Annotated in this window: 17 protein-coding genes; 9 read left to right on the top strand and 8 right to left on the bottom strand. The window is 30.6% G+C overall.

Annotated elements, in window-relative coordinates; genetic code table 11:
* Window positions 1–86: 86 nt before the first annotated feature.
* Both hflX and FHR24_RS00145 read left to right on the top strand, forming a co-directional pair.
* Window positions 87–1,310: a GTPase HflX gene (gene hflX / locus FHR24_RS00150; protein WP_167182096.1), complete on the top strand. Its 1,224-nt coding sequence runs from the start codon at window positions 87–89 to the stop codon at window positions 1,308–1,310.
* A 3-nt stretch (window positions 1,311–1,313) separates the two neighbouring features.
* Window positions 1,314–1,766 carry a YhcH/YjgK/YiaL family protein gene (locus FHR24_RS00145; RefSeq protein WP_167182093.1) on the top strand — a complete coding sequence of 151 codons (453 nt, stop codon included), beginning with the start codon at window positions 1,314–1,316 and terminating at the stop codon, window positions 1,764–1,766.
* 75 nt (window positions 1,767–1,841) lie between these two features.
* Here FHR24_RS00145 and FHR24_RS00140 read toward each other — a convergent pair whose 3' ends face one another.
* From FHR24_RS00140 to FHR24_RS00115, 6 genes are all read right to left on the bottom strand, one after another.
* Entirely contained in the window at window positions 1,842–2,453 is a 612-nt protein-coding gene (locus FHR24_RS00140) for a MarC family protein (protein ID WP_167182090.1), read from the bottom strand.
* Between the two features lie 3 nt (window positions 2,454–2,456).
* Window positions 2,457–2,966: a DUF3124 domain-containing protein gene (locus FHR24_RS00135; RefSeq protein WP_167182087.1), complete on the bottom strand. Its 510-nt coding sequence runs from the start codon at window positions 2,964–2,966 to the stop codon at window positions 2,457–2,459.
* A 130-nt stretch (window positions 2,967–3,096) separates the two neighbouring features.
* Window positions 3,097–3,936: a DUF3078 domain-containing protein gene (locus tag FHR24_RS00130; RefSeq protein WP_167182084.1), complete on the bottom strand. Its 840-nt coding sequence runs from the start codon at window positions 3,934–3,936 to the stop codon at window positions 3,097–3,099.
* 26 nt (window positions 3,937–3,962) lie between these two features.
* A complete protein-coding gene (locus FHR24_RS00125) occupies window positions 3,963–4,469 on the bottom strand; it encodes a DUF2480 family protein (RefSeq protein ID WP_167182081.1) in 507 nt (168 codons plus the stop codon).
* A 99-nt stretch (window positions 4,470–4,568) separates the two neighbouring features.
* Window positions 4,569–4,889 (bottom strand): SUF system Fe-S cluster assembly protein, encoded by a 321-nt coding sequence (locus tag FHR24_RS00120; protein ID WP_167182078.1) that lies wholly within the window; start codon window positions 4,887–4,889, stop codon window positions 4,569–4,571.
* An 18-nt stretch (window positions 4,890–4,907) separates the two neighbouring features.
* Window positions 4,908–5,333, bottom strand: coding sequence for a SufE family protein (locus FHR24_RS00115; protein ID WP_167182075.1), 426 nt, complete (start codon window positions 5,331–5,333; stop codon window positions 4,908–4,910).
* Between the two features lie 103 nt (window positions 5,334–5,436).
* Here FHR24_RS00115 and FHR24_RS00110 point away from each other — a divergent pair, with 103 nt between their 5' ends.
* The 5 genes from FHR24_RS00110 (at window position 5,437) to FHR24_RS00090 (ending at window position 11,359) form a co-directional block, all read left to right on the top strand.
* The gene (locus FHR24_RS00110) at window positions 5,437–6,357 is read left to right on the top strand and encodes a PfkB family carbohydrate kinase (protein ID WP_167182072.1); all 921 of its coding nucleotides are present in this window, start codon (window positions 5,437–5,439) and stop codon (window positions 6,355–6,357) included.
* A 60-nt stretch (window positions 6,358–6,417) separates the two neighbouring features.
* Window positions 6,418–8,292: an amidophosphoribosyltransferase gene (locus tag FHR24_RS00105; protein WP_167182069.1), complete on the top strand. Its 1,875-nt coding sequence runs from the start codon at window positions 6,418–6,420 to the stop codon at window positions 8,290–8,292.
* Window positions 8,293–8,466: 174 nt separating this feature from the next.
* Window positions 8,467–9,300: a hypothetical protein gene (locus FHR24_RS00100; protein ID WP_167182066.1), complete on the top strand. Its 834-nt coding sequence runs from the start codon at window positions 8,467–8,469 to the stop codon at window positions 9,298–9,300.
* The gene (locus FHR24_RS00095) at window positions 9,293–10,300 is read left to right on the top strand and encodes a lipid A-modifier LpxR family protein (RefSeq protein WP_167182063.1); all 1,008 of its coding nucleotides are present in this window, start codon (window positions 9,293–9,295) and stop codon (window positions 10,298–10,300) included. The genes FHR24_RS00100 and FHR24_RS00095 overlap by 8 nt, the downstream gene beginning before the upstream one ends.
* Window positions 10,301–10,804: 504 nt before the next feature.
* Window positions 10,805–11,359 carry a hypothetical protein gene (locus FHR24_RS00090; RefSeq protein WP_167182060.1) on the top strand — a complete coding sequence of 185 codons (555 nt, stop codon included), beginning with the start codon at window positions 10,805–10,807 and terminating at the stop codon, window positions 11,357–11,359.
* A 305-nt stretch (window positions 11,360–11,664) separates the two neighbouring features.
* Here the strand turns inward: FHR24_RS00090 and FHR24_RS00085 are convergent, their stop codons facing one another.
* Both FHR24_RS00085 and FHR24_RS00080 read right to left on the bottom strand, forming a co-directional pair.
* Complete coding sequence (locus FHR24_RS00085) at window positions 11,665–13,443, bottom strand: sensor histidine kinase (protein WP_167182057.1); 1,779 nt, start codon at window positions 13,441–13,443, stop codon at window positions 11,665–11,667.
* Between the two features lie 17 nt (window positions 13,444–13,460).
* Window positions 13,461–14,072 (bottom strand): response regulator transcription factor, encoded by a 612-nt coding sequence (locus tag FHR24_RS00080; RefSeq protein WP_167182052.1) that lies wholly within the window; start codon window positions 14,070–14,072, stop codon window positions 13,461–13,463.
* 249 nt (window positions 14,073–14,321) lie between these two features.
* Between FHR24_RS00080 and FHR24_RS00075 the strand changes: the two genes are divergently transcribed.
* Together FHR24_RS00075 and FHR24_RS00070 are read left to right on the top strand one after the other, a co-directional pair.
* Window positions 14,322–14,981, top strand: a complete 660-nt coding sequence (locus FHR24_RS00075; RefSeq protein ID WP_167182049.1) for a hypothetical protein — start codon at window positions 14,322–14,324, stop codon at window positions 14,979–14,981.
* A gap of 22 nt (window positions 14,982–15,003) precedes the next feature.
* Complete coding sequence (locus FHR24_RS00070) at window positions 15,004–16,650, top strand: hypothetical protein (RefSeq protein WP_167182046.1); 1,647 nt, start codon at window positions 15,004–15,006, stop codon at window positions 16,648–16,650.
* Window positions 16,651–16,654 lie beyond the last annotated feature (4 nt).

Here is a 16,654-nt window from a genome sequence, read left to right as displayed (position 1 = left end):
AGGTTGAGGAATGTGTTGATAAAAATCAAAGATTATGAGCATATGCAAATAGTATTGATAATGGGGGAATTATGTACATTTGTAGTATGATAGAAGAAAAGAAGGTAACCTCGGAAAAAACAGTATTGGTGGGTGTAATTACACAGCATCAAGATGAGGCAAAATCTACGGAATATTTAGACGAATTAGAGTTTTTGGTAACCACAGCAGGTGGTGTATCTGTAAAACGTTTTGTTCAAAAGTTAGACAAACCCCATCCTAAAACATTTATAGGTACTGGTAAGTTAGAAGATGTTAAGGCTTATATTGATACACATGATATTGGAACTGTTATTTTTGATGACGAATTATCTCCAGCTCAATTAAGAAATATAGAGAAAATTTTAGATATTAAGATACTAGATAGAACAACTTTAATTCTAGATATTTTTGCCCAACGTGCAGAAACTAGTTACGCACGTACCCAAGTAGCATTGGCACAGTGTGAGTATTTACTACCAAGATTAACCAAATTGTGGACTCACTTAGATAAGCAAAAAGGAGGGATTGGTATGCGTGGTCCTGGAGAAACAGAAATTGAAACGGATAGACGTATTGTAAGAGATCAAATATCTTTGTTAAAAAAGAAATTAGCAACCATAGATAAACAAATGGCTGTGCAACGTAAAAACCGTGGAAAAATGGTTCGTGTTGCCTTGGTAGGGTATACCAACGTGGGTAAGTCTACGTTAATGAATGTGATTAGTAAAAGTGAAGTGTTTGCAGAAGATAAATTGTTTGCAACCTTAGATACTACCGTAAGAAAAGTAGTGATTAAGAACATTCCTTTTTTAATGACAGATACCGTTGGGTTTATTAGAAAACTGCCTACACAGTTGGTAGAATCTTTTAAATCTACCTTAGATGAGGTACGTGAGGCCGATTTGTTATTGCATGTGGTTGATGTTTCTCATCCTACGTTTGAAGATCATATTAGTTCTGTGAATACTATTTTAAAAGAAATAGAAAGCGCAGATAAGCCAACCTTAATGGTGTTTAATAAGATTGACAATTACACACACGAAGTAATTGAAGAGGATGATTTAGTGACCGAAAAAACAGAGAAACATTATACGATAGACGAGCTTAAAAATTCTTGGATGTCTAAAATAGAAGAAGAATCTGTGTTTATATCTGCCATTAACAAAGAAAATATGGAAGAGTTTAAAGAGAAAGTTTTTGATTTGGTTAGAGAGATTCACGCAAAACGTTTTCCTTATAACAATTATTTATATTCCGAATACGATCAAGACGGAAATAAAATTACATAATTTATGATTTTAGATACCATAGAAAATGCCAAGCTGTACAAAGATTTAAGCAAGCGTTTGGCTGTAGGTTTTAATTACCTTACTACGACAGATTTTTCTGCTTTAGAAATGGGAGTTTATAAAATAGAAGGAGACAATGTTTTTGCAATTTTACAAACTTATGATACCAAAGAAGAAGTTGATTGTAGGTTAGAGTCTCATCAAAAATATATAGATATTCAGTATTTAATTTCTGGAGAAGAATTTATAGGAGTTGAACCTTTAAATAATCAAGAAGTAACAGAGGATTTATTAACAGAAAAAGATGTTGTTTTTTACAACGGACAGGCAGCTAATATAAAATTATCCGCAGGTAGCTTTATGGTTTTTTATCCTACAGATGTACATGCTCCAGGTATAAAAATAAATCAATCATCCAAAGTGATTAAAGTGGTAGTGAAAGTTGCTATTGATTAGATATATATATATATATATATATTGTTATAAAAAAACCGAGCTATTTAGCTCGGTTTTTTTATGAATATTAAAGTGTTATTGTAGTTGAATAAAATCATGCAAACCACTAAGTATACTTTGTATAGCGTAAGAAGCTAATATTAATCCCATTATTTTACTAATAATGGTAATTCCGTAATCTCCAATTCTTTTCTGAACGATATTTGCTGCTAATAAAAGCAAACAAGTTAAACCAATTACAATTAGTACTAATAGTGTGGTTACTGCTTGTTGTCCTAGCGTATAAATATGATTATCTGTCATTAAAACCACGGCCATAATAGCACCAGGAGAGGCGATAGAAGGAATGGCAACAGGAAATATAGTAACATGTCTGTAATCGCTAATTAATTCTTTTTCAGATGCAGGTTTACCATCACCAAAAATCATGGTTAAGGCAAATAGGAATAAAATTAACCCTCCAGAAATTTGAAAAGCATACAGAGAAATATTCATCCCTTCTAGGATAACTTGTCCAATTATAATAAAAAAGAACAAAACAGAAAAAGCAATTAAAGAGGCTCTAATGGCTATTTTTTTCTTGTGTTTCTCATCAAATTGTTTGGTGGCTTCTAAGTATACCGGTACAGATCCTAATGGATCTATTACGGCAATCATAAATAGTATAGAGGTAAAAACTTCTTTCATCAATTAATGTATTTTAACACCTTGTGTGGTAAAAGATAATCCTTGTTGTCCTGAAGTAGAAATCATTACGGCTTCAAATAAGGGTTCGTTTCTGTTTGGTTTGGTCATCCAATCAAAAACAAAATTACCGCCAGTTCCTCCTTCTTTATCTGTTTCGTCAATCACAATTTCAACAGTTTCCATCGGAATTAAATAAATTGGTTTTTTAAAATAAGACCTAATTAATTTTCCATGAGTATCGTAATAACTAGCATTGCTTAAATAGATGGTATCTTTTCTATCTATATTTCTAATGCTTATGGTTGCGGTTAATCCGTGTTTTTTATGCTCTGTATAACTGTAAATTTGCGAATAAACAGATAGGTGAGTAGCCCCGTTTACGAATTGTTGATTTGGGTTTATGGTTGCATATCTTTTTTCCCAATTTACAGGACTTATAGAGCTTAGCTGTTGTTCTTGTTTACAAGCAGAAAGTATGAATAAAGAAAAAGTGAGTAAAAGTATATTTTTCATAAAATAAATATCAGAGTTGCTAATAGTATGTTAAATTACTTAATTAGCTAGGAGTGATAAAATTTAAAGGAATTATTATTTCATAAAAAAACCTCTAGATAACTAGAGGTTTTTTTAATAGGTGTTTTTTTTAGAATTTATAGTTAAATCCTAATCCAAATACTTCTCTAACCTGTACAGCTTGCACAGCATTGTCATCATAAATTGCTTGCGCTGCAATGTTAGCAGATAAATAGTCATTAATTTTCATAGCAACATTAAGCGTGTAGTCAATATCAATATTTCCTGCATCTTCTAAATAGTTAGCGTATAAGTTTAAAATATTTTCAATAGTTACATTTTTTACAAAATCTGTTTTGAAATAAGCAGCAACGTTTGCCCCCAATTCAAAACGGCTTGTTTCTCCTTGCTCTACACCAAAAGAAGAACCATCTTCTGTAAATTTGCTACTTACAAAAATTGCTCTGGCAGATGCTGGAGTAATGTTTACTTTTAAATTGTCAGATTTTTTCCACAACATACCAGGACCTGCTTGTAAGTAGGCAGGAGAAAAGAAACCTGAAATTTCATCTATTTGAGCGGAAGATTTATATCCAGCTGCAAATTGTGTTTTTAAGTTGGCATAAGCAGAATAGTACCAAAATTTGTTTGCTTGTTTACCATATAAAGATGAAATTTCGATTTTATCATTTGTTTTGTTAAAATCATCATTTCCGTCTAACTTTGTTAAACCATAGGCTAAAATTACTTTGTTGTCCCAAACTACGTTGTCTTTTTTATAGTTAAAGTCGTAGTTAACATTAGCACTAGTAGCAATGTTACTTACTCCACCACCTTGCCAATCGTTGTTAAAAGCAGATTGATTGAATAATAAAGTAAAAACTCCTCCTTTTTTCCAGTTGCTTTCTTTGTCTTGAGCAATAGTAATTGTAGAGCATAATAATAATGCTATGGCAATAATTTGTTTCATAGTAATAGTTTAGTTTGTGTTTATAATTATTTAGTTTTTTTATAAAGTGGTACGGTAGAGCAAGCTTCACCATACATAATGTTTTTAGCCACAGGAAGTAATTTTTGTACTAATAAAGTGTAGGCAGTTTCCGGAATGGGTTTGTTTGCGCATCCTTTTATGATTACAGGTTTGTCTTCAAATTGACTTAGGTCAAATTTAGAAATAATTTCTACATATAAAACAGTTTCTAAAAGGTTAAGATCTCCAACTACACATTTTTTAACATATGTACTTGCTTTTGTAGTTAACAAAAGATAGGCCCAAGACGGAATAATAGCATCTGCACTGCAGGTGAATGCTACATATTTATTGGCTAGTAAAGACCAGTCATAAGCATCTGCTTTTTCTCTAAAGTCTTTTTCTTTTAAAATTAATTCCTGAAATAACCAATCTTTAATATCAAACAAAATTCGTTCTCCAGATGGATAAAAATCCTCTAAATCTATGTTTTGTAGTTTGCTGTTGGCAACTCTGTTTACAATTTCATCCATAGTTAATTAGTATTTGGCACACAGTTGTTGGTCTATTGGTTTTAAGAAAACTAATAACAAACATGATCTATGTGCTTTGTACTGTTAGTTTAGTACTAATTATAGGAAACCTAATTCTAATTTAGCTTCTTCACTCATCATGTCTTGAGTCCATGTTGGGTCAAAAGTTAATTCTACCTCTACATTATTTATTTCTTCTAGGGCAGCTACTTTTTCTTCTACTTCTTTAGGCATTGTTTCGGCAACAGGACAGTTAGGAGATGTTAAAGTCATTAATATTTTAACATCACTACTTTCGTTTACCAACACATCGTAAATTAAACCTAATTCGTAAATATCTACAGGAATTTCAGGATCATAAATAGTCTTTAATACGTTTACAATTTTATCTCCTATTTCTACAGTTTCTTCGTGTTTCATAATGGTTGTTTTTAGGGGTTATGCGTTAAGTTTACTTTGCATTCCTAAAGCATATAGTTTTATTTGTTTAATCATAGATACCAATCCGTTAGCTCTTGTTGGAGATAAATGTTCTTTTAAACCAATCTCATCAATAAAATCCATATTGGCTTCTAAAATATCTTTAGGAGCTTGGTCGTTAAAAACCCGTAACAATACAGCAACAATTCCCTTGGTAATGATGGCATCACTATCTGCAGAGAATTGAATTTTACTCTCGTGTAATTCAGAGTGCAACCAAACTTTAGATTGACATCCTTTAATAAGGTTATTGTCTGTTTTGTATTGCTCGTTAATAACGGGAACAGATTTTCCTAATTCTATCATATATTCATAGCGCTCCATCCAATCATCAAACATTGCAAACTCATCTACAATTTCCTCTTGTATTTCTTTGATAGTCATATTTTAAACTTATTTTTGCAGGCACAAAGATACTGAGTATAAAGCTAGGATACAACTACAACAAACATTGATTGTGGTCTAGTTAAATTTTGAAAATAAACACATGAGTAAACTATTGGTTATAGGAACAGTAGCGTTTGATGCTATTGAAACTCCTTTTGGAAAAACAGATAAGATTTTAGGAGGAGCAGGTACTTATATTGGCTTGTCTGCTAGTAATTTTAAAAATGTAGATACAGGTTTGGTTTCTATAGTTGGAAATGATTTTCCTCAAGAGTATTTTGATTTGTTACACGGAAAAAACATTAATACAGAGGGGATTGAAGTTGTAAAAGATGGAAAAACATTCTTTTGGAGTGGAAAGTACCACACCAATATGAATAAGAGAGATACTCTAGTTACAGAATTAAATGTGTTAGAACATTTTAGTCCTGTAGTTCCTGAAAAATATAAAGATGCAGAAATTGTAATGTTGGGTAATTTGCATCCTTTAGTTCAAAATGCAGGATTAGAGCAAATGACCACAAAGCCTAAAATGGTAGTACTAGATACTATGGATTTTTGGATGGACATTGCTTTAGACGATTTAAAAGCATTGTTAAAGAAAGTAGATGTTATTACAATTAACGATGAAGAAGCTCAGCAATTAAGTGGTGAATATTCTTTAGTAAAAGCAGCGAAGGTAATTCACGAAATGGGACCTAAATATGTAGTTATTAAAAAAGGAGAACACGGAGCGTTATTGTTTCACGAAGACAAAATGTTTTTTGCACCAGCATTGCCTTTAGCAGATGTTTTTGACCCAACAGGAGCAGGAGATACTTTTGCAGGAGGATTTACTGGATATTTAGCTCAACAAGGAGAACTTTCTTTTGAAAACATTAAGAATGCTGTAATTTGGGGTTCTAATTTAGCTTCTTTTACAGTAGAAGAGTTTGGTGTAAAACGAATTGCAGAGGTTGCTACAGAAGAAGTAGAACAGCGTTTAGAGAAATTTAAGGAGTTAACGAAATTTTCTTTGTAATTTTGCAAAAAATTAACGGTTTTACGACTGATGTAAAACTTAATCAATAAAAGATACAATATGTGTGGGATTGCAATGGTGAGGTTGCTAAAACCTTTAGAGTATTATAAGGAAAAATATGGTACCGCTTTTTACGGAGTAAATAAGATGTACTTGTTAATGGAAAAACAACATAACCGTGGACAAGATGGGGCTGGTTTTGCAAGTATTAAGTTTAACGTAAATCCTGGAAGCAGGTACATTAGTAGAATCCGTTCTAACAAACAGCAACCAATTCAACATATCTTTAAAAAGATTAACAACCGTATTAGCGATACTATGGAAGCGAATTCGGATAAGAAGAATGATATTGCTTGGCAAGAAGAGAACATTCCTTTTATTGGAAATTTATTTTTAGGTCATACTAGATACGGAACATCAGGAGGGAATTCTATAGAGAATGTACATCCTTTTTTACGTCAATCTAACTGGAGACACAAAAACTTAATTGTTGCAGGGAATTTTAACATGACAAACAACGGTCAATTGTTAGATGAATTGATAGAGTTAGGGCAACATCCAAAAGAAAGTACTGATACAGTAACGGTAATGGAAAAAATTGGTCACTTTTTAGATGACCAAGTAGAATCTATTTATCAAGGAGTAAAAGGAAAGTATACTAAAAAAGAAGCTTCTCCTATTATTGCAGAAAAAGTAGATTTAGTAGATATTTTAAAAAGAGCAACTCGCAGTTTTGATGGTGGGTATGCAATGGCTGGTTTGTTAGGTCATGGAGATGCTTTTGTAATGAGAGATCCTTCTGGTATTCGTCCCGCTTTTTATTATAAAGATGATGAGGTCTTAGTTGTCGCTTCTGAAAGACCTGTAATTCAAACAGCTTTTAACCTAAAAATGGAAAAAGTTCAAGAATTAGAGCCGGGTCATGCAATTATTGCCAAAAAAAGCGGAAAAGTTAGTATTGAAAAAATATTAGAACCGTTAGAGAAAAAAGCCTGTTCTTTTGAACGTATTTATTTTTCTAGAGGTAGTGATGCAGATATTTATCAAGAAAGAAAAGATTTAGGAGTTAGAGTTTTTCCACAGATTATAGAAAGTATTAATGGAGATTTAGAAAACACTGTATTTTCTTATATACCTAACACAGCCGAAACTTCTTATTACGGGATGTTTGAAGCTGCTGAAGACTTTTTAAATCAACAAAAAACTGAAAAGATTTTAGCAGGAGGTAAAAATTTAAGTGCAGAAGAAGTAAGTACAATTTTATCACAAAGACCACGTTTTGAAAAATTAGCAATTAAAGATGCTAAATTAAGAACGTTTATTACGGCAGATGATAGTCGTGATGATTTGGTAGCACATGTATATGATATTACTTATGGTGTTGTTAAGAAAGATGATAATATTGTTATTATAGACGATAGTATTGTTAGAGGTACTACACTTAAAAAGAGTATTATTAAAATTTTAGATAGAACTCAACCTAAGAAAATTATAGTAGTTTCATCTGCACCACAAATTAGATATCCAGACTGTTATGGTATTGATATGGCTAAACTAGGAGACTTTATTGCTTTTAGAGCAGCTGTAGAATTGTTAAAAGAAACAGGTCAGTACCAAATTGTAACAGACGTTTATAATAAGTGTATTAAACAACGTAGTAAAAACGATGCTGGAATTGTGAATTTTGTAAAAGAAATATACAAACCTTTTACGCCAGAAGTAATTTCTGCTAAAATTTCTGAAATGTTAAAGACTTCTGAAATTAATGCAGATGTTGAGATAATTTTTCAAACAATAGAAGGATTGCACAAAGCTTGTCCTAATCATTCTGGAGATTGGTATTTTACAGGAGATTACCCTACAGACGGAGGTAAGCGTGTTGTGAACGAGGCTTTTATTAATTTTTACGAAGGAAATAACAAAAGAGCTTATTAATTAGCTTAGATTTAAAAATATAAAACTCCATCTTAATTAAGATGGAGTTTTTTTGTTTTAAATGTGTTTTTTAGTCTCTTTTTTAAAACCATACCAAAGTATGAGGGTTTCTCTTTTACCATAGTCTACCTTTCTGATAACTAAATATATATGTAATAAATTAAAAGCATCACCATGAAAAATTTTAAAATTTTAGTAATAGGACTTGTCTTTTTAACAAGTTGTACCGTTCACAAAAATTCTTATCAGGATAATGACTCTAAGGTAACTATAAACTTAATAAATGAAGTTGATAGTGTTGCCGGACAAGAAAAAATTATTGAATCTCTTGGTTTGGTAATAGCAAAAGAACTTATAGGTTTTGGCTATACTAAGCTAGTAGATTTTATAGATAAAGAAAAAGATAAATACACGGCCAGTTATAATGGAGTAATGCAACAACAAGGCTTTTATAAGGATAGCTTAAATACAATTGTTGTTAAAAGGACTTTAGACAATGATGTTAAAGAAGCTATGGAATTAAAGGTTAAAATTCAGAATCATGACAATTATTTTAAGCTAGTTCCTAAAAGCTTAAAGTTTAATTATGCCAAAGCAAAAATCACCAAAAAATCTTGTTTTTGTAAAGAGAAAGATGAATCTAAAGTTTTAATAAATTCAGAAATTACTATTATGGCGGCTTGGGAAGATAAGATAGGAGAAAAACATTTAGAAACTCTTACTACAACTAATTTTAGTTTTATTGAAAAACTGAATGATACTGAGGAGTCGGGTTATTTATTTAAAGAAGGTGAAGTTATACCAAGTGATATGATAAAACCAATACCTAATATGTCTTATAAAAAAGGTAAAGAAGATCCAGAAGGAATTGTATTGGTTATAAAAGCAAATATAAATGAAGTTGATGGTTGTGAGAATGAGGTTGTAAAACTTGCTAAACTTTTAAAAGATAGTAAGGATGACGTTGTAGGAGGTGTTATTGATTTAACAGGGTTAAAAGATGAATAAACTACTTATAATATTTTGTTGTTTGGTTTGTAACTTGTCTTATAGTCAAGATAGAGGTGGATATCAGTTAATGGTTACCCATGATAATGATTCTTTTGCTTATTTTTTAAATTTAAGAAATGATGATGATCATTATACAGGAGGTGTAAAAGTTGAATTGCTAACACCAGAATGGAAATTTTATCAACCTTTTATCCCTTTAAAAAATGCTGAATATGTAAGAAGCACCTTTGCTTTTAGTGTTACGGCATTTACTCCTCAAAATTTAGGATCAGAAATACAGTATGGAGACAGGCCTTACGCTTCTTTTACTGCTTTAAGTTTTGGGAAAGAGTACTATGGGAAAAATAGCTTTTTAAAATCTGAATTGTATATTGGTTTTTTAGGGCTTGATTTGGCTAAGGATGGACAATCTTACATTCATGATGAAGAGCTTTTTGGAACTAAAAGAATTGTGCCAGAAGGTTGGCATCATCAAATAGGGAATGATAATGTTTTTACATTTAACTATAATGTTAATTATTTAAAGCAATTCGCCAATAAAAAATGGAATGGATTTAATTTTGCATCTGCCTATAGATTGGGTACAAATTTAGGTAGTTACATGACAGATGTTTCTTTGGGCTTAAATTTAGCTTGTAATATAAATACTACGCCTTATATAGTTGGGACACCACCCGCTAAAAAGAAAAAGGAAGCTATATTGATGAAGAAAAAGAAGAAATTGCTAAGAGTTAATATTTATATAGAGCCAAAATTAAGACATGTTTTGCACAACAGTACGTTAGAAGGAGCCTTATTTGCAGATAATAGTGTGTATACAATAAATCATTCAGACATTCGTAGATATCAATTTGAGGGTAGTACAGGTGTAAATTTTAATTTTTTTGATACTGCCTATCTAGGTTTTACTATTAATGGTAGGAGTCAAGAGTTTAAAGGAGCAAAAGACGTGCATTATTGGGGTTCACTTAGTTTAGGGTTAAGGTTGTGTGATTAGTAAGTTTTATTTATTTGTCTAATGTGATAGTAAAGCTAACTATACACTTATAGAATACTAGTTGTTTGGTTAAATAAGGGGCTCTTGTGTAATAGTTTTAGAGATGATATCTAAAAGATGTAGGAAGATTTAATGATTTAGCTCAAAAATTGTTAAAAGTATCTAAAATCAGAATGTTTTCTAATGTTAATTTTGTAACTAACTCAAAATAAGTAATGAAAGAAGGTTTTTAAGCGTTTGAATCTCTTTCTGTTAATATTAAATTAACATTGAGAGAGTCGGTTTTTGGTTCCTGTTTTTTCGCAGTTTGAATTATTGTCAATAATATTGAGTTAAATTTATTAAATATTCAATAAAAAAAATAAAGATGCATTTTTGCTATTTATTAATCAATCTAAATTTATCAACTTCACTAAAGTGCTATTTTACTTCTTATTTTACATTAAGTTAAAACAAAGGCTGTAGATGTTCAGTAACTTTGTATCAAACATAAATGATATGATTATGAAAAAATTTATTTTAATCGCAGTGTTGTTGTTGGTAGGTACATCTTACGGACAAAATTATAGCTCATTAGGTTTGAGTTATGGAGCTTTAAATGGAATTGATGCAACTTTATTAGAGCCATCATCTCCTCAAGTTGGTGTAGATTACACAAGCGTTGCTAAAGCTACAAAAGGGCAAGTTTATAACTACCAAGGTAGTATTTATACTTATGAATCGTTATCTGGATTAAAAGATATTGATACTGATGCGGAGTTTGTAAAGAAAAAGACAAAAACAAAAGCAGAAGTATATGCAGCAGCTATGAGAAAAGATAGTGATGCATCTAGAGGTAATATTGTTATTAGAAAAGCTAAAACAGAAGTGTTAGTTAGATATAATGGTGACTACTCTAGTATTAAGTTGATAGACTTTAAAGGAAATGAAGTTAAGGCTAACTTTAGTAAAAAGTACAGAGGTCTAATTGTTCCTAGAGCTAAAAAAGAAGTGAAGTATTTCTTAGAAGTTAAAGATGATACAAAAGCTAAAACATATTATCACCAAGTAGCTTTATAAGTCTTAGGGTAATATTTTTTATAAAATTTAGTATTTAAAAAGGAGTAGTGTTCGCTACTCCTTTTTTTGTGCTTAATATTTGCAATGTAGTTTAATTACTTTGTTTAATAAGGTAAATAGAGCTTCTTAAAATCTTATTATTGTTGATGATTACGTTATAAGAAACTAAACAAGAAAAGTAATTAGAATAAAGGGAGAAATGGGTATTGAGGCTGTAAAAGGTCAATTCTGTAGTAGAACGTATTCAATATTACGATCACTGTCTTAGTGCTAAAAAACAGGTCTTTTTTTTTAAAAGATAAATCTTAAATAGGAAGATGTATTTTAATTACAGTTCCTTTATTAGCTCCAGAATTTATAGTAAACGCTCCTTTTAAAAGATCTATTCTGTTGTTCACACTTTCAAGACCAACTCCTTTGGTGTAGGTGTTTGTGTTAAAACCAATACCATTGTCTTTCAGTTCTATAAAAATAGAATTATTGTAGTATATAATAGAAATCAAAAGATTATTAGCATTTGCGTGTTTAATTACATTGGTGGTTAGTTCTGTAATTATTTTATAGATCTCTTGTGCATAAATTATTGGGATAGATAAATTGTGAGAGTTTACATGATTAAATTCAATTTGTAGACTAGTTAAATGGTTCATTTTAGAACAGTAGCTTTCTACAGATTTTATAAAATTCTCTGGATTTAAATTAGGAGTAAACATATTTGTTAATAAAAGATGATATTCGTTTCTAAATGAATTGATAATTTCATGTAGTTTTTGAGTGTCGGGGTTTACTAAAACTTGTAGATTTAGAGCCTCTATATAACTTCCAAAAGTATCGTGTACGTTACTAGAGAATTTGTGTTTATGTGTGTCTTCTATATTTTGTAAAGAATTTTTTAGCGTTAGATTTTCTTTTTCTAAATAAATAGAAAGTAGTTTTCCTTTTACAATTTCAGAAATAATATAATACATAACCAAGGTTAGTTCTAATACTACCGTTAGGTAAAAAATATCTGTAAAGAAGTAGGTTTTTAACAAAGAAAAGTTTTGAGTTGGGTTGTAAAATTGATAGGTAAATGTTCCCGCAATAGAGAAAATAAAACCAATAGCTAAGTATAGCGGGATTACTTTTTTAAACAATAAATAAAAATGTAAAACACCAATAATAAGCAAAGAAATTTTTAATACAATCCAAACAGATAAATACCAATAAGGCAATCCTCCAAACAACAATTTGTATAAATAGACTGTGGTAAGAAGTAGACAGGAGTAACCTATGCCTAAAAATATTTTTTTGATGATTTTATGTTTATGGGTTAAAGGATAAAAGTTAGCGTAAAAAAAAGCAGCGCACATGGTTGCAAGTGTATGAGAAAAACTTTTGGAAGATTGTATTAAAAATTTTGATGTACTCCATAGGTACTGTGTTCCAACACCTTTGTTGGCAAGTATGGCGGTAATTAAAAATAAAACAAAACCTCCGTACCATAGCAAGCTGTATTGTTTTTGAGTTGTAAATAAAGCAAGTATAATTAAAATTAAAGAGCATAAAAAAGTAAGAGTTGTACCTAATAAAAAGTATTCAATCTGATTTCTTTTTAAAAAATCATTTGATGAGTTTAAAAAAAGTTCTAGTCTTGCCTTGGGTTCATCATCTCTTATCTGAATAAAATAATCCGTAGGAGTGTTGGTTGCTTTTAGTTCCCAAGTAGGGTGTCTATAAAAAACATTTTTAAACCCAAATTTGTCATAATAGTTAATGGTGTTTAAACTATCAATGTGTTTTGCGTTGTGTGTGTATATTTTTCCGTGATGTAAATAAGAATTGGCAATGGTAAAGTAAGACGTTTCTTTATTAGCAGGCAATCTAAAATGGAACCAAACAGTTTTGTTTTTAGGTATTTTATGATAAATGTTGTTTCCAAAGGGTTTGTTAAAATTTCCTTTTTCTAGTTGGTGTATCGCTTTAATAATTGAGTTACACTCAATTGTATCTGTTAAGAAAAAACATTGCTTGTAAATATTCTTTTTTTGAGCATATAAAAACACATTCATCAAACAGAATGTTAACAACAGATTTTTTTTCATTTTATAAAGTTAGACTATCAAATAATAATAATCCCCTCCTTTATACCATATTTAATTAACTCCAGGTTATTTTTTGCACATGTTTTGTTAAATAAATGTTGTTTATGCGTTTTTAATGTATTAATACTGATGTCTAAATAGTGTGCTATTTCTTTTTCTGTGCTAAACTCAAAACAAGCTTTTATAATTTCTATTTGTCTTAGTGTTAGATTTGCTTTTGTGTCAGTTGAATTATTTGTGTTATTGTTGGGTTTGTGAGCTGTTAATAGGTTTCTAATAACATCAGGAAAGCTAATTAAGTCTGTGTTTTTGCCCATAAAATAGTCAACTCCATAGGAAATAGCTTCATCTTTTATAATACAGTTATTAAAACTGGTTAAGCATATTGTTTTAAAAAGAGTAGGGTTAGGTCTAATCTGATTTAGGAAATCTAAAGATCTTTTTCCGTTAAAACTTAAGTCTAAAATTAATACTTCAAAATTAGTGCTGTTTGTATAAGAAATAGTTTCATTAATGGTGTTGCAGGTTGCAATCACTTTAAAATCCTCAAAGTTGTTTAAGTAACTTTCAAGTGCATCTGAGAAGAATTTATTATCATCAGCAATAATTATTTTATAAATCTTTTTCATAACAACAATATTAAGGACTGTTGTGTTCCATATTTTCATACTAAAGTACTATTTATTAGGTTGGTAAACTTGTTTTTTAACAGGTTTTGAGTAAATCATACTTTAGTATGAAAATAGGTTTTTAAAAGGTCTTTTACTTTACATAAAAAAGAATGCAAACAGTTTTGATCTTTTGATGCTTGGTGGAGGGGGATTCTTTGTTGTAATAAAAGTAGTGTAACTATAATATTTAACTATAAAACTATGTGTATGAGAAAATTACTATTAATTATTTGCATTCTATCTTCCGTAGGGGTGATAAATGCACAAGAAAAAAAAGAAAAAAAACACGCTGTCTCTATTGGTGTGGGTACAGGTTTAGGAATAGACTATTCCTATAAAATTAACAATTATTTTTATGCAACTGCTAGGTATAGTACGCTGCCTTATAAAAAAGAAGGTTTTGATTATGAAATAGATGGAGAAGATATGTTAGTAGATGCTGAATTTGATTTTAGTCATATAGATGCATTAATTAGTATAGCTCCTTTTGGAAAAGCATTTAGATTTGTTTTAGGGGCGGGGTATTTTACTAGTAGTGATGTGGATGTAATGATGACTTTTAAAGATGAAGTAACTATTGGAGAGGTGGTCTTTACTTCAGATGATATTGGGAGTTTACTTATAAATACAGAGTGGAATGGTTTGTTGCCTTACGCTGGAATATCTTTTGGTAGACCTGTACCAAAATCGGGTTTTGGTTTTGGGTTAGAATTAGGAGCTTACTATGATGCTGATGGACCATCAATGTCTTTAAATGCAAATGGACTGATAGAAAACACTAAAAATCAAGAGGGTTTATTACAAGAAAGTTTTAAGGAAAATAAATTTTTGCCTTATGTAGCATTTAGGTTTGCTTTTTCTTTTTAATAACTAACTAATAATTTAAATTATGAAAACAATAAAATATATAATAATTACACTACTTCTTGTAGGACAAGTAGGGTGTATAGATAAGAAGTTTGAGGATCAATTTAAGGTTACTATTGATACAGATTTATTTAATCAAATTGCGGTAATTCAAGTTTTTGATCCTTCTGGACAATCTAATTTAGAAGGAGATACTGCTTTAAGTGTAGAGGTTTTAGGAGATGATAAAGACAAAGTGGTTACAGATGCAGGAGAAAATATATCTAAATTAAAAATTATTGATGGTGTTGTTAATTTAGTTGTAAACCCAAATAAAAACATAGAAAATAATCCTGTTGAAGTGTTGTTAAAAATATCGGGTGATAATTATTTAACCACAACGGTTCCGGTTACTATAGGTATAGATGAAAGAACTGAGGTTTCGGCATATGTAGTTAATAAAACATCTCCGGTAGATGGTATTGAAAGAGAAGAAAAAACAGCTTCTATTAAAAATGGAGTTTCTGAAGAGCAAATTGTCATTGAAACTGAAATAGTAAATCAAACAAAAAATAAAGCGAAAGTTTCTATAGATGTAGGTACTCAGTTTCAGGATATAAATGGAAATCTTATTGAAGGTGATGAGGTTGAATTAGAAGTAACCAATTTTTCTCCTACCAATATTGATGCATTAACTTCTTTTCCTGGAGGTTTTTCTCCTCAATCTGTAACGTTAGATGGTGGAGAAGTTGTAAATGACGTGGCATTTGTAACTGCTGGTTTTGTTTCTGTAGATATGGAAGTTGGAGGTGTAGAAGTAAAAAACTTTTCAAAAGCTATTACAATAACAATGAGTGTCGATACGGGCTCTATGAATCCTGATACAGGGGAGTTGGTTAAATTAGGTGATGTAATTCCTATTTGGTCTTATAGTAAAGATAACGGGCAGTGGGATTATCATGGAGATAGTGAGGTTGTAATGATAGATGGTAAACTTCAGGTTGAATATACTACCACACACTTGTCTTGGTATAATATGGATTTTTATGGAAGAAGATGTAGTAGATATTCTTGGTGGGGAGACAGTAGTAATGGTACTCCGGTTACATTACAGCTTAGTTTGCCAGGTGTTAGTAGTAGTGATTCTCGCAGGTTGCTTTCAACCTTTGTTTACGAAGGAACCAGTCAAGAGGTTTCTTACAACGCAACAAAAACACAATATTGGTACGATGGACAAACTTTTGAATTAAACAATACACCTGCAGGAAGAAATTTACAGCTTGTTGTTTATTCTGGTGATTCTAGATACAATAGAGGAGAAGAAATTTTTAGATCTCCTGCTTTTGATGGTTGTGCAGGCGGGCAAGTAAATATAGATGCTTCATCAATGGTTTCTAAACTACCACCGGCACCTATAAGAATACACGTAAAATATTCAGGGGAGTGTAATGATAGAATTATTAGACCTTCTACACATTTGTATATGTTTAATGAAACGTATAATTATTGGCAATACAAAGGATATATTTATAGAGGAGAAATAACATTACATGATATGGAACTGAATAAACCTTATAGTTTTAGAGTGTATTACAATGGTCGTCGTCATGAGCATACAATTACTTTTGATAAAACGGAGTATATAGATGATAATTATAATATTCCTGATGAATTGTGTAATCAGTTGTAGGTAT

The organism is Wenyingzhuangia heitensis (assembly GCF_011762155.1).
In the GTDB taxonomy this organism is placed as follows: domain Bacteria; phylum Bacteroidota; class Bacteroidia; order Flavobacteriales; family Flavobacteriaceae; genus Wenyingzhuangia; species Wenyingzhuangia heitensis.
Note: the sequence above shows the minus strand (reverse complement) of the source record. Positions and strands in the feature narration are given on the sequence as shown.

What these genes read in the sequence shown, in the direction of transcription:
- FHR24_RS00070 (WP_167182046.1), top strand. Translation starts at nt 15,004, where the DNA reads ATGAAAACAATAAAATATATAATAATTACACTACTTCTTGTAGGACAA.
- FHR24_RS00085 (WP_167182057.1), bottom strand. Translation starts at nt 13,443, where the DNA reads ATGAAAAAAAATCTGTTGTTAACATTCTGTTTGATGAATGTGTTTTTA.
- FHR24_RS00145 (WP_167182093.1), top strand. Translation starts at nt 1,314, where the DNA reads ATGATTTTAGATACCATAGAAAATGCCAAGCTGTACAAAGATTTAAGC.
- FHR24_RS00080 (WP_167182052.1), bottom strand. Translation starts at nt 14,072, where the DNA reads ATGAAAAAGATTTATAAAATAATTATTGCTGATGATAATAAATTCTTC.
- FHR24_RS00140 (WP_167182090.1), bottom strand. Translation starts at nt 2,453, where the DNA reads ATGAAAGAAGTTTTTACCTCTATACTATTTATGATTGCCGTAATAGAT.
- FHR24_RS00100 (WP_167182066.1), top strand. Translation starts at nt 8,467, where the DNA reads ATGAAAAATTTTAAAATTTTAGTAATAGGACTTGTCTTTTTAACAAGT.
- FHR24_RS00135 (WP_167182087.1), bottom strand. Translation starts at nt 2,966, where the DNA reads ATGAAAAATATACTTTTACTCACTTTTTCTTTATTCATACTTTCTGCT.
- FHR24_RS00110 (WP_167182072.1), top strand. Translation starts at nt 5,437, where the DNA reads ATGAGTAAACTATTGGTTATAGGAACAGTAGCGTTTGATGCTATTGAA.
- FHR24_RS00115 (WP_167182075.1), bottom strand. Translation starts at nt 5,333, where the DNA reads ATGACTATCAAAGAAATACAAGAGGAAATTGTAGATGAGTTTGCAATG.
- FHR24_RS00130 (WP_167182084.1), bottom strand. Translation starts at nt 3,936, where the DNA reads ATGAAACAAATTATTGCCATAGCATTATTATTATGCTCTACAATTACT.
- FHR24_RS00125 (WP_167182081.1), bottom strand. Translation starts at nt 4,469, where the DNA reads ATGGATGAAATTGTAAACAGAGTTGCCAACAGCAAACTACAAAACATA.
- FHR24_RS00105 (WP_167182069.1), top strand. Translation starts at nt 6,418, where the DNA reads ATGTGTGGGATTGCAATGGTGAGGTTGCTAAAACCTTTAGAGTATTAT.
- hflX (WP_167182096.1), top strand. Translation starts at nt 87, where the DNA reads ATGATAGAAGAAAAGAAGGTAACCTCGGAAAAAACAGTATTGGTGGGT.
- FHR24_RS00075 (WP_167182049.1), top strand. Translation starts at nt 14,322, where the DNA reads ATGAGAAAATTACTATTAATTATTTGCATTCTATCTTCCGTAGGGGTG.
- FHR24_RS00095 (WP_167182063.1), top strand. Translation starts at nt 9,293, where the DNA reads ATGAATAAACTACTTATAATATTTTGTTGTTTGGTTTGTAACTTGTCT.
- FHR24_RS00090 (WP_167182060.1), top strand. Translation starts at nt 10,805, where the DNA reads ATGAAAAAATTTATTTTAATCGCAGTGTTGTTGTTGGTAGGTACATCT.
- FHR24_RS00120 (WP_167182078.1), bottom strand. Translation starts at nt 4,889, where the DNA reads ATGAAACACGAAGAAACTGTAGAAATAGGAGATAAAATTGTAAACGTA.